Source organism: Nonomuraea sp. NPDC049129 (assembly GCF_040648495.1).
Classification (GTDB): Bacteria; Actinomycetota; Actinomycetes; order Streptosporangiales; family Streptosporangiaceae; genus Nonomuraea.
Genome location: NZ_JBEZDU010000040.1, coordinates 1 through 12,439, shown reverse-complemented (window position 1 = coordinate 12,439; position 12,439 = coordinate 1). Strand labels below are relative to the sequence as shown.

General features: G+C 67.7%; 11 protein-coding genes. 9 read left to right on the top strand and 2 right to left on the bottom strand.

Translation table 11 applies throughout. From position 1 onward, the window contains the following. Positions 1-84: 84 nt before the first annotated feature. The 7 genes from AB0B64_RS56280 (at position 85) to AB0B64_RS56250 (ending at position 6,240) form a co-directional block, all read left to right on the top strand. Positions 85-1,149, top strand: a complete 1,065-nt coding sequence (locus tag AB0B64_RS56280; protein ID WP_357949673.1) for an MBL fold metallo-hydrolase — start codon at positions 85-87, stop codon at positions 1,147-1,149. A gap of 186 nt (positions 1,150-1,335) precedes the next feature. Further along, complete coding sequence (locus tag AB0B64_RS56275) at positions 1,336-2,331, top strand: ABC transporter substrate-binding protein (protein WP_357949676.1); 996 nt, start codon at positions 1,336-1,338, stop codon at positions 2,329-2,331. Further along, positions 2,331-3,128: an ABC transporter ATP-binding protein gene (locus AB0B64_RS56270; protein WP_357949679.1), complete on the top strand. Its 798-nt coding sequence runs from the start codon at positions 2,331-2,333 to the stop codon at positions 3,126-3,128. The genes AB0B64_RS56275 and AB0B64_RS56270 overlap by 1 nt, the downstream gene beginning before the upstream one ends. Continuing rightward, on the top strand, positions 3,088-3,960 hold the full coding sequence (locus AB0B64_RS56265; RefSeq protein ID WP_357949682.1) for an ABC transporter permease: 873 nt from the start codon (positions 3,088-3,090) through the stop codon (positions 3,958-3,960). Before AB0B64_RS56270 ends, AB0B64_RS56265 begins: the two co-directional genes overlap by 41 nt. Before the next feature lie 2 nt (positions 3,961-3,962). Then, a complete protein-coding gene (locus tag AB0B64_RS56260; protein ID WP_357950744.1) occupies positions 3,963-5,243 on the top strand; it encodes an LLM class flavin-dependent oxidoreductase in 1,281 nt (426 codons plus the stop codon). Next, the gene (locus AB0B64_RS56255; RefSeq protein ID WP_357949685.1) at positions 5,240-5,755 is read left to right on the top strand and encodes an NAD(P)H-dependent oxidoreductase; all 516 of its coding nucleotides are present in this window, start codon (positions 5,240-5,242) and stop codon (positions 5,753-5,755) included. Before AB0B64_RS56260 ends, AB0B64_RS56255 begins: the two co-directional genes overlap by 4 nt. Beyond that, positions 5,752-6,240 carry a flavin reductase family protein gene (locus AB0B64_RS56250; protein ID WP_358203655.1) on the top strand — a complete coding sequence of 163 codons (489 nt, stop codon included), beginning with the start codon at positions 5,752-5,754 and terminating at the stop codon, positions 6,238-6,240. The genes AB0B64_RS56255 and AB0B64_RS56250 overlap by 4 nt, the downstream gene beginning before the upstream one ends. Positions 6,241-6,276: 36 nt before the next feature. On the opposite strand, the gene AB0B64_RS56245 is transcribed toward AB0B64_RS56250, so the two are convergent. After that, positions 6,277-7,335: a dihydrodipicolinate reductase gene (locus tag AB0B64_RS56245; protein WP_357949691.1), complete on the bottom strand. Its 1,059-nt coding sequence runs from the start codon at positions 7,333-7,335 to the stop codon at positions 6,277-6,279. A 181-nt stretch (positions 7,336-7,516) separates the two neighbouring features. Between AB0B64_RS56245 and AB0B64_RS56240 the strand changes: the two genes are divergently transcribed. Then, positions 7,517-8,389 (top strand): SDR family oxidoreductase, encoded by an 873-nt coding sequence (locus tag AB0B64_RS56240; protein WP_357949694.1) that lies wholly within the window; start codon positions 7,517-7,519, stop codon positions 8,387-8,389. Positions 8,390-8,427: 38 nt separating this feature from the next. Here the strand turns inward: AB0B64_RS56240 and AB0B64_RS56235 are convergent, their stop codons facing one another. Then, positions 8,428-9,687, bottom strand: coding sequence for a nucleotide sugar dehydrogenase (locus AB0B64_RS56235; RefSeq protein WP_358203650.1), 1,260 nt, complete (start codon positions 9,685-9,687; stop codon positions 8,428-8,430). 661 nt (positions 9,688-10,348) lie between these two features. Here AB0B64_RS56235 and AB0B64_RS56230 point away from each other — a divergent pair. After that, positions 10,349-12,307 carry a DUF4082 domain-containing protein gene (locus tag AB0B64_RS56230; RefSeq protein ID WP_358203647.1) on the top strand — a complete coding sequence of 653 codons (1,959 nt, stop codon included), beginning with the start codon at positions 10,349-10,351 and terminating at the stop codon, positions 12,305-12,307. The last annotated feature ends 132 nt before the right edge of the window (positions 12,308-12,439 follow it).

Sequence of the window (12,439 nt, the reverse complement as noted above, 5' to 3'; positions counted from 1 at the left end):
GCCGGACAAAGCGGCCGTCACCGGCCGTTTCCCGGGCCAGCCCGCCGATCGGTAGTAGAACATGGTTCGGGCACAATGCTGAGCATGGCGAAGTTTGTGGTGACTCCATCCAGCGAGACCCAGCGCGCGGCGTGGCTCGGCGGCACGATTCCCGAGGTCGAGCGGGTGCGGCCGGGACTGTGGTCGGTTCCGGTGCCGATCCCGGTCAACCCCCTGCGTTACGTGCTGGTCTACGTCCTGGAACTGCCCGACGGGGTCGCCATCGTCGACGCCGGATGGAACACCGACGAGGCGTACGAAGCGCTCGTCGCGGGGTTGCGGGTCGCCGGGTATGCGATCACCGACGTCAAGGGCGTACTGGTGACCCACATCCATCCCGATCACTACGGCCTGGCCGGGCGGGTCCGGGAGATGTCGGGCGCGTGGATCGCCCTGCACCCCGCCGACGCGCGCCTCGTCCACGATCGGTACGACGACAGCGCCATCGACTCGCTGGTCGAGCGCGAACGGGCGCAGCTGGTCCGGTCCGGCGTGCCCGAGCTGACCCTGGACGAGCTGGCCGGCGCCTCGATGATGATCAGGCACATGGTGTCGATGGCCAAGCCCGACCGGCTGGTCGAGGACGGCGATCGGCTGGACCTGCCCGGCTGGGACCTGCGGGCCGTCTGGACCCCTGGGCACTCGCCCGGCCACCTCTGCTTCGTGTCGCCGTCCAGGAAGCTGCTGTTCTCCGGCGATCACGTGCTGGCCAAGATCACGCCGATGGTGGCCGTGCATCCGCAGTCGGCGCCCAACCCGCTGGCCGACTACCTCGACGCGCTGGCCGCCGTACGGAAGCTGGATGTGGAGGAGGTGCTGCCCGCGCACGAGTACCGGTTCCTGGAGCTGGCCGAACGGGTCGACTACGTGATGGCGCATCACGAGGAGCGGCTGGCGGAGATCGAGCGGATGCTCGGGAGCGCCTCCGGCGGGGTCTGCTGCTGGGACATCGCGACCGGCCTGACCTGGTCGCGGCCCTGGGAGACGATCCCGCCGTTCATGCGGCGCGCGGCCACCAACGAGACGCTGGCGCACCTGGTGTGGCTGGAGTCGCGGGGACGGGCGCGGCGCGTGCTCGGCGAGCCGGAGCTGTGGTTCGCGGGCGCCTGACCAGGCGACATTTATTTCATGTAAACCCAGTAGGAAATGTTGACTTCTTGACCGCGGCTGCGTAGCGTCGAGTGCATGAGCCCGGACCTCACCCGGCGCGCGCATGTCGACTTCTGCCGCGTCGTCAGCGCACAGTGTCACTGATCACGACTTAGTCCCCGTCCCCCCTTTATTTGAGGACATCTCGTGATCAAGCGTCTCGCTTCCCTTGTCCCTCTTCTCCTCGCCGTCACGGCGTGCGGCACCGCCCAAGGCGCCGCCGAAACCCAGGAACTGCGCTACCAGGGCAGTGTCGGCACCGTCACCTTCCCCGAGCTGGCCGAGGAGCTCGGCTATCTCAAGCCCGTCAAGCTCAAGTGGATCGGCAACACGACCAGCGGACCGCAGGACATCCAGACGGCCGCCACGGGACAGAGCGACTTCGGTGGCGCGTTCAACGGCGCCGTGGTCAAACTCGTCGCCGCCAAGGCCCCGATCAAGGCCGTGATCAGCTACTACGGCAGTGACCAGAACTCCTACCAGGGCTACTTCACCCTCCAGGACAGCCCGATCCACAGCGCCCGCGACCTGATCGGCAAGAAGGTCGGCATGAACACCCTGGGCGCCCACGCCGAGGCCGTGCTGAAGGAATACCTCAAGCGCGGCGGCCTGACCCCGGCCGAGATCAAGCAGGTCGAACTGGTCGCCGTCCCGCCCGTCAGCACCGAGCAGTCGTTGCGCCAGAGGCAGATCGACGTGGCCGTGCTCGGCGGCATCCTGCGTGACAAGGCGCTGGCACGCGGCGGTCTCAAGGTCCTGTTCAAGGACGTCGACCTGTTCGGCGACTTCTCGGCCGGGACGTACGTACTCACCGACCGCTTCATCAAGCAGAACCCGAACACGACCAGGAAGTTCGTCGAGGCCACTGCCAAGGCCATCCAGTGGACCCAGACGCACACCCGTGAAGAGGTCGTGGCCGAGTTCAAGAAGATCATCGCCAAGCGGGCCAGGAACGAGGACTCCACCACCGTCGGCTTCTGGAAGAGCAGCGGTGTCGCGACCAAGGGCGGGGTGATCGAGCCGCAGGAGTTCCAGCGGTGGATCTCCTGGCTGGAGGGCGCCGGCGAGATCAAGCCCGGCCAGATCAAACCCCAGGACGTCTACACCAACGCCTACAACCCGTTCGTCTCGGGAGGCTCCTGATGAAGATCGAGTTCGTGTCCGTGACCAAGGAGTTCGCCGTCCGTGGCAGCTCTTTCACCGCTCTGTCCGACATCTCGCTCGACGTGGCCGAAGGCGAGTTCCTCACGCTCGTCGGCCCCAGCGGATGCGGCAAGTCCACCCTCCTCGACCTGCTCAGCGGCCTGACCCTGCCCACGCGCGGCGAGATCCGCATCGACGGCGTCCCCGTCTCCGGTCCGGGTCTCGACCGGGGCATCGTCTTCCAGCAGTACGCGCTGTTCCCCTGGCGGACCGCGGTGGCGAACGTGGAGTTCGGGCTGGAGGCCAAGGGGGTGCCGCGGCGCGAACGCCGTGAGCGCGCCCGCGGCTACCTCGACCTGGTCGGGCTGCGCGGCTTCGACGAGCGCTACCCGCACGAGCTGTCGGGCGGCATGCGGCAGCGGGTCGCCATCGCCCGCAGCCTCGCCTACGACCCCGACGTCCTGCTCATGGACGAGCCCTTCGCCGCCCTCGACGCCCAGACCCGCGAATCCCTCCAGGAGGAGCTGCTCCGCATCTGGAACAAGACCGGCAAGACCATCGTGTTCATCACCCACGGCATCGACGAGGCGGTCTATCTGGGGCAGCGGGTGGCCGTCATGACGCCCGGCCCCGGTCGTATCCGGGCCGTCGTACCGGTCTCGTTCGCCTCCCGCGAGGGGGACCTGCGCGCCGATCCGGTGTTCGGTGAGTACCGCCACGCCATCTGGACGCTGCTGCGCGAGGAGGTGACCTCCGTTGGCCAGACCCTCACTCAGCCTCTCCGCCTCCCCGCTTGACGACGACCACCTCCACCCGCCCGCCGTCACGACCCTCGCGCCGGTGCGTCCCACCGCCGTCCGGCGCCGTAGCCTCTGGGGCGTCGCCCGCCGGGTGGTCAACGCCTCCGCCGCGATCGTCGTGCTGGCCGCCGTCTGGGAGATCCTGCCCAGGGCCCAGGTGGTGGACCCCACCTTCCTCCCGCCGTTAAGTGACGTCCTGACCGCCTGGTACGACCTGCTCCGCAGCGGCGAGCTGGCCGACCATGCCCAAGCCTCCCTGGCCAGGTCGCTGGCCGGGTTCGGGGCGGCCATCGTGGTCGCCATCCCGCTGGGCCTGCTGATCGGCTGGTACCGCCCGGTGGCCGAGCTGCTGAACCCGGTCCTGGAGCTGTTCCGCAACACCGCCGCCCTGGCCCTGCTGCCCGTGTTCGTGCTGGTCCTGGGGCTGGGGGAGACGTCCAAGGTGTCGATCATCCTGTACGCCTGCGCCTGGCCGATCCTGCTCAACACCATCGCGGGCGTCAAAAGCGTCGACCCGCTCCTGATCAAGTCGGCGAGGTCCATGGGGCTCGGGCCGTACCGGCTGTTCCAGAAGGTCATCCTGCCCGCCGCGGTGCCCACCATCTTCACCGGCATCCGCCTGGCCGGGGCGTACTCGATCCTCGTGCTGATCGCCGCCGAGATGGTCGGCGCCAAGGCGGGGCTCGGCTACCTCATCAACTACGCGCAGTACAACTTCCGGGTGCCCGACATGTACGCGGGGATCATCACGATCTCGGTGCTCGGCCTGCTGTTCAACCTGCTCCTCGTACGCCTGGAGCGACGCTTCTCCACCTGGAGGACCACGTGACCATGCACCTGAACGCCTTCCTGATGGGCGTCGGCCACCACGAGGCCGCGTGGCGGCACCCGCTGACCGAGCCGAGCCGCATCACCGACATCCGGCACTTCCAGGAGCTGGCCCGGATCGCCGAACGCGGCAAGCTGGACTCGGTGTTCCTCGCAGACGGCCTCGCCCTGTGGGGAAATGTCCGGCACAACGCGCTCGGTGGGCTGGAGCCCCTCACCCTGCTCGCCGCCCTGGCCGCCGTCACCGACCACATCGGCCTGATCGCCACGGTGTCCACGACGTACAACGAGCCGTTCCACGTGGCGCGCAAGTTCGCCTCGCTGGACCACATCAGCGGCGGCCGGGCGGGCTGGAACATCGTCACCTCCGCCGGCGAGGCCGAGGCCCGCAACTTCGGCATCGAACGCCCGCCGCACAGCGAGCGCTACCACCGGGCGGAGGAGTTCCTCCAGGTGGCGAACGCCCTCTGGGAGAGCTGGGCGGACGGAGCGGTCGTCGGCGACCGGCGCACCGGGGTCTACGCCGACCTCTCCCTGGTCCGGCCGATCGACCACGTGGGCACACACTTCAAGGTGCAGGGCCCGCTGAACGTCCAGCGCTCGCCCCAGGGCCGCCCCCTCCTGGTCCAGGCCGGGTCGTCGGAGGACGGCAAGGAGTTCGCGGCGCGGTTCGCGGAGGCGGTGTTCACCGCGCAGCAGACCCTGGAGGACGCACAGGAGTTCTACGCCGACCTCAAGGGCAGGCTCCCCGCGTACGGGCGCCGGCCCCAGGACCTCAAGATCCTGCCCGGCGTCTCGCCCATCATCGGCTCGACCGAGCGCGAGGCGCTGCGGCTGGAGAAGGAGCTGGAAGACCTCATCGTCCCGGCGTACGGCGTGCAGCAGCTCTCGAACATCCTCGGCGTCGACCTCACCGCCCACCCCTTGGACGGCCCACTGCCGGACATCCCGCCCAACCCGGACGGCCAGCAGAGCCGCATCAAGCTGATCAAGGACCTGGCGGCCCGTGGCGACCTGTCGATCCGCGAGATCATCGGCAAGCTCGCCGGCGGCCGCGGCCACCGGGTGGTCGCGGGCACGCCCGAGCAGATCGCCGACCAGCTCCAGGAGTGGTACGAGAACGGCGCGGCCGACGGCTTCAACATCATGCCCCCGCACCTGCCAGGCGGCCTCGCGGACTTCGTCGAGCAGGTCGTCCCCGAACTGCAGATCCGCGGCCTGTTCCGCAAGGAGTACGAGGCCCGCACCCTTCGCGACCACTACGGATTGGCCACCGCCTCATGAGCATCGTCACCGTCGTCGGCAACCCGCGCTCCGGATCGCGCACATTGGGGGCGGCGGTCGCGGCCACCGACGCCATCGCCGCCCGGCTCGGCCACACGGGCCCGAGGGACGTCATCGACCTGTCGGCCCTCGCACCGGAACTGCTCCTCCCGCGGAGCACCGCGAATGTGGAGATCGCCCTCGAACTCCTCACCAGCGCCTCGGTGGCCGTCGTGGCCAGCCCCACCTACAAGGCGACCTACACCGGCCTGCTCAAGGCGTTCCTCGACCGGCTGCCCCCGAACGCCCTGGCCGGCACCGCCGCCCTGCCGATCCTCGTCATGGGAGACCCCAAACACGCCCTGGCAGTGGAGGTCCACTTCCGCCCGCTCCTGGTGGAGCTGGGGGCTTTCGTCCCCACCCCCGGCCTGGCCCTCCTGGAGTCGGAGCTGCCAGGAGACGACGGACCCTTGGCCCGCTGGGCGGATCACGTCGTGCCACAGATAACGGTCAGGCAAGGAGTGTTGAGATGACCATCTCCCTGGATCGCGACGAGTTCCGCACGGCCCTGGCCCAGCACGCCGCCGGAGTGGTCATCGTGACGGCCAGACCGGAGGGCGTCCCGGTGGGCCTCACGGCGACCTCGTTCTCCTCGGTGAGCCTTGATCCGCCGCTGGTGTCCTTCTACGTCGACCAGTCGTCCACCACCTGGCCCTGGCTCCGGCTGGCCGATCATTTCGCGGTGAACGTCCTGGCCGGCCACCAGCACGACCTGGCCACCCGCTTCGCCCGGCGCGGCATCGACCGCTTCGCCGAACCCACCCGGTGGCAGCCCGGCCCGCACGACACGCCGTTGCTGGAGGACGTCTCCGCACATCTCATCTGCATTCCGCACACGACCGTGGAGATAGGCGACCACACCCTGGTGGTCGGCCTGGTCACCGCCGCCCAAACCACCCCAGCCCGCCCGCTCCTCTACCACCGAGGGCAGTACGGACGCTTCCTTCCGCACAACTGACTGTAGGCGGCCCGCTCCCCGCCGTACGTGGCCCGCTTAACGGATGCGGACCCGGGCGCGTGCGGTGGGGAGGGGAAGATCAAGCAGGGTGCGGATGCCGGGCGGGGCGGTGCAGACGGCGGGGATGGCGTTGATGGCGTGGGCGGCCGCGGCGGCCAGCCCGTGGGAGACCTCGTCGATCGACATCGTCATCTGCGGCACGCCCTCGATGTGGATCGCGAAGCCCGGCTCCGGCCAGCGCGCCACCTTGCCGGCGTCGGCCTTGTAGATCACCTCGACCGTCATGAACGGCCGCCCCCGCACCAGCCCCGAGAACACCCAGCGTGACGCGCACACCGCGCCCTCCTCGACCCGGCCGGCCGCGATCTCGAACTCCCGCCCGGCCACCTCGAACTCGTCCCGCTCCTCCACCTCGTCCAGCCGCACGTCGAGCGCGTCGGCCACGAGTTGCACGCTCTCGGCGAAGAGCGAGCGCTGGAAGGTACGGAACGGCCGGACCGCTTCGGCGTAGTCCTTGGCCGTGCGGGTGAACCCGACCATGTCCACGACGACCTGGCGCGACGGGTGGCCGCGGAAGTCCGACGACTCGCGTACGTAGATGTGGTCGACTCGGTCCGACAGCCCGGTCAGCGCCAGCGGCAGGAAGTCGCTCATGAAGCCCGGGTTGATGCCGGTGCCGTGGAGCGTGGTGCCGCCCTTGTCACAGGCGGCCTCGATGCGTTCCACCACGTCGGGGCCGTACGACTTGGGGTAGACGAAGCCGGTGGTCGTGATGACGTTCTTGCCCGAGGCGAGCAGCGCGCAGATGGTCTCCAGGTCCAGACTCCGGTCGGGGCCGAAGTAGAAGGACGGCAGCGGCATGTGCAGCACGCAGTCGGCCTCGATGGCCATGACGCGCTCCGGGTCGTCCGTGCAGCTCACGCCGGCGTACGGCAGGCCGACCAGCTCGCCGGCGTCTTTGCCGATCTTGTCGTGGTCATAGACGAGGACTCCCGCGAGCTCCAGCCCCGGCCTGCTGAGCACGCTGCGCAGCGCATAGCGGCCGACGGCTCCCGTGGCCCACTGAACCACGCGAAGGGGCGCGTTTACCGGCATGTCCGGCCTCCGAAGGCCCGGTGGAGGGCGGACAGGAGCTGGAGGTCGCCGCCCATTCGAAGCCCAGAACTCTAGCAGAGAACGAACCTTCTGATCACTATCCGCGACGATCAGTCGTAGTGCGGCGGACTCGGGTTATTGTGCCATTACTAGAACGATGTTCTCCTGCGCTGGAGGTTCGATGCTTCGGTTCGATGACAGGGTCGCGATCATTACGGGAGCCGGGCACGGTCTCGGCAGGTCGCACGCGCTCCTGCTGGCCGAGCGGGGTGCCAAGGTCGTCGTGAACGACCTGGGCGGCGCGCTCGACGGCACCGGCGCCTCCGCGGGTCCCGCCGCCGACGTGGTCGAGCTCATCACCAAGAACGGCGGCCAGGCCATCGCCAACGCCGACAACGTGGCCACGCCGGAAGGGGCCAGGGCGATCGCGCAGGCCGCGGTCGACGCGTTCGGCAAGATCGACATCGTCGTCAACAACGCGGGCATCCTGCGTGACAGGTCGTTCGGGAAGATGGCGGTCGAGGACTTCGACAATGTGCTGGCCGTACACGTGCGCGGCTCCTACCTGGTCAGCCAGGCCGCCTACCCGTACATGAAGGAGGCCGGCTACGGCCGGATCGTCAACACCTCCAGCCCGGCGGGCCTGTTCGGCAACTTCGGCCAGGCCAACTACTCCACCGCCAAGATGGGCCTGGTCGGCCTGACCAAGACGCTCGGCATCGAGGGGGCCCGCAACGGCATCAAGGCCAACGCCATCGCGCCGATCGCCTGGACGCGGATGACCGAGTCGCTGCTGCCGGCCGAGTTCGAGGCCAAGTTCACGCCCGAGCGGGTCAGCGCGCTGGTGGCCTACCTCGTACACGAGTCGTGCGAGTCGAGCGGCGAGGTGTTCAGCGTCGGCGGCGGCCGGGTGGCGCGGGTGTTCGTGGCCGAAGGGCCCGGCTGGAAGTCGGACGAGCTCACGCCGGAGTCGCTGGCGGACAACTGGGCGGCGGTCATGGCCGAGCAGCCCTACGTGCTGTCGGCCGCGGACTCGATGAAGGCCATGCTCTAGGAACGGCGGAGGGGGCTACCTGTAGCCCCCTCCGGGTTTCACAGCCGCTCGACGTTGGGCCCCCGGCAGCGGTTGCGCGTGTCGAAGACGAAGGTGCTCACCTGCTCGACCAGCTCGTAGTCGAAGCAGTCGTGGTCGGTGAGGATCAGCACCGCGTCCGCCTGAGCGAGTTCCTGGCGCGTGGCGTCGATGATCGCAATTCCCTGCGGCAGCAGGAAGTGGTCCACGTGCGGGTCGGCGGCCCGTACATCCGCGCCCAGCTTGCGCAGGGCCCTGGCCACCTCGATCGCCGGCGACTCGCGGCAGTCGCCGGCGTTCTTCTTGTAGGCGAGGCCGAGCACGATCACCCGGCTGCCCTTGATCGGCATGGAGCGCTGGTTCAGCGCGAGCGTCAGCCGGTGGACGACGTGATCCGGCATGTGGTCGTTGATGTCGTTCGCCAGCTCCACGAACCGGAAGTTGTGCCCCAGGCTGCGCTTGACCTTCCACGACAGGTAGGACGGGTCGATCGGCAGGCAGTGCCCGCCGACGCCCGGGCCTGGGGTGAAGCGCATGTAGCCGAACGGTTTGGTGGAGGCGGCGTCGATGGCCTCCCAGACGTCGATCCCGAGCTGCCGCGCGAAGATGGCCAGCTCGTTCACCAGGGCGATGTTGATGTGCCGGAAGGTGTTCTCCAGGAGCTTGCTCAGCTCGGCCACCTGAACCGAGGAGACGGGAACGGCATCGCGCACGATGCGCTCGTAGAACGCCTGGACTCTCTTCAGCGAGGACTCGTCGATGCCGGACACGATCTTCGGGGTGTTGTCCAGCCGCCAGCGGGTGTTTCCCGGGTCGATCCGTTCGGGGCTGTAGCCAAGGTAGAAATCCTCGGGCGCCTGCAGTCCGGAGCCTTCCTGAAGCAGGGGCAGGAGATATTCCTCGGTGGTTCCGGGATAAGTCGTGGACTCCAGCACCACTGCGGCGCCCGGCCGTAGGAGCGGCGCGATGGATTGCGCGGCCGAGGCGATGTGCCGGAGATCGGGCACGCCCTCGCGAAGCGGCGTCGGCACCGTGATCACACAGATGTCGAACATCTCGGCGTCGGCGTAATCGGTGCTCGCCAGATAGCGGCCGCAGCGGTGTGCGGCGATCAGCTCGTCGTCCCCGATGTCCTCGACATAAGATTCGCCGGCGGCCAATCGCTTGATCCGCCACTGGTCCACGTCGATGCCCACAACGTCGAATCCCGCGCTTACCGCCCGCATCGCCAGAGGCAGGCCGACATAGCCTTGGCCGACGACCACCAGTTTCTCTCCCATGTCAGGAGCCCCCGTTACATCGAGATGAGACACGATCCGACTGTAGGAGGCCGGAGTTCTCATATCGCCGATTTGATGGCGATGCCCGGCGTGTCGTCTGATGGCGTTTCCGTGGCAAGGCCAGCGATTAGGGGTGCATAAGGGCATTAAACGGAATATTTCCGCGCGCCCAAAAAAGGGTCGCCCGTACGGGGATACCTTGTTCAAGCTTTCCGGTAAGTGTTGCAAGCAGCTATTGAAGGGTAAAGGGCGGTTCAATAGGACGCTATCCTAGGCTTTTCTTGATCACATATAGGTTTTTCGCGTCATGCCGTTCAAGGCGTGGTCCTCCCGAATGTCGTAGCGTCTTCAACGGGATTGGCGACATTCGGGTCGCATTTCTCATGGCTGGACTTTAGCCGCATTTATGGCAAACGAGACGAATCAGGCGAGCGGCGACGCTCGCCGTATGTGTTCTTGACGAGCCGCAGGCTGCGGCGAGCCAGCCGATTGCCTGAGTAGCACAAGATACAGTGAGGAGTTGTGGCGCATGTCAAAATCACATAGCGATGCGCCCGATCGAGCAGTCCGCAAGGCCCTCCCCGAAGCTCTCAAGCGCGAAGCGACCAGCAAAGTCAGCTATTCCCGTTCTCTGGGGAATGTCGGTCGGCTGTGGACGGGGGTGAGTGCGGCGGTCGTGCTGGTGGCAGGTGCGGTGGTGGGGCTGCCGCAGGCCGCGAGCGCGACGCCGCCGGTGGACATCGGTGTCGCGGAGCCCTACGCGGTCGTGGCCGGGGTGTCGGTCACCAACACGAATCTGACCACGGTCACCGGAGACCTCGCGATCAGTCCCGGCAACACACTGACCGGCTTCCCGCCCGGCACCGTGAACGGTGACCGGGACCTCGGCAACGCGGCCGCGGCGGCGGCCAAGGCCGACGTGGTCGCCGCCTACAACGACATCGCCGGGCGGACCCCGGACGCCACGGTGGCGCAGCAACTGGGCGGCACGACCAAGGGGCCCGGCCTGTACGCCTCCAACACTGGCTCCTTCGCGATCAGCGGAACGCTCAGCCTCGACGCGCAGGGGGATCCGAACGCCGTCTTCATCTTCCGGGCGACCACCCTGACCGCCGCCAACGTCTCCAACATCGCCCTGCTGCGCGGCGCGCAGGCCGACAACGTCTTCTGGCAGTTCAGCGACACCGTGACGCTGGGCAACTACTGCACCTTCCGCGGCAACGTGCTGGCCCAGAACGCCGTCACGGTTAATGTCGGTGCCTACACCAACGGCCGCATCTTCTCCCTGAACAGCTCCATCAACATCACCGGCACCAACAGCACCCCGGCCACTCAGATCACCCTCCCCAACGACCCGCCGACCACGACGACCCTGACCACCTCGCCCAACCCCTCCTGGAGGGGGCAGCCGGTCCTCCTCACCGCGGTCGTGCAGCCGGTCAGCGGCACCCTGACGCCCGCGGGCGAGGTGGTCTTCAAGGACGGCTCGACCGTACTCGGCTCGGGCTACCAGGACGCCGACGATCCGGCCACGCTCACGACCCCGAGCCTCAGCGCCGGGGATCACCACCTCACCGCCGTCTACCTGGGCGGGGACGTCTTCGACCACGAGGCACTGATCCACTTCGCGCCGAGCTTCTCGCCGGAAGTGGTTCAGCATGTGTCGGACAGCCTGTGGGACAGATCGGCCACGCCGGCCGTGCAGTCCCAACCCGACACGCAGGCGATCACGGTCGGCGTGAAGTTCCGGGCCTCGACGAGCGGGACCATCATCGGCATCCGGTTCTTCAAGGGCTCCCTGAACACGGGGACACATACCGGGAGCCTGTGGAGCAGCAGTGGTCAGCTGCTCGCGAGCGCGGTCTTCAGTAGTGAGACGGCCTCGGGCTGGCAGCAGGTGAATTTCTCGACACCTGTCTCGATAACTGCCAATACCACTTATGTGGCCTCGTATCACACTACGTCGGGATATTATTCGATGACCCGGCCTTACTTCACCTCGGCATTCACGAACGGTCCGCTCACCGCACTGGCGAACGGTACGGACCCGAACGGGGTGTACACCTACGGGGCGACCAGCACCTTCCCGACGACCTCCTTCCAGTCCACCAACTACTGGGTCGACGTCGTGTTCGAGCCGTCGGACAGCCTGTGGGACAAAGCGGTCACTCCGGCCGTCCAGTCTCAACCCGACACGCAGGCGGTCACGGTCGGCGTGAAGTTCCGGGCCTCGACGAGCGGGAACATCGTCGCCATCCGGTTCTTCAAGGGCGCTTCCAATACGGGCACTCACACCGGGAGCCTGTGGAGCAGCAGTGGCCAGCTGCTCGCGAGCGCGGTCTTCACCAGTGAGACGGCCTCCGGCTGGCAGCAGGTGAATTTCCCGACGCCTGTCGCGATCGCTGCCAATACCACCTATATCGCCTCGTATCACACCACGTCGGGATTTTATTCGGTAAACCGGCCCTACTTCACCTCGTCGTACACGAACGGCCCGCTCACCGCATTGGCGAACGGTACGGACCCGAACGGGGTGTACACCTACGGGGGGACCAACACCTTCCCGACGACCTCCTACCAGTCATCCAACTACTGGGTCGATCCGGTATTCGACTCCTAGCGAGCCCGTGATTCTCCACCGGCCCGGGCGGGGGGGGGGGCCCCGCCCGGGCGCGCCGCGCGTGGTGGGGGTGCATCACAACCGCGCGCGCGCCCCGCCATGTTCTGGGAAAGCCCACAATGCCCCCACAAA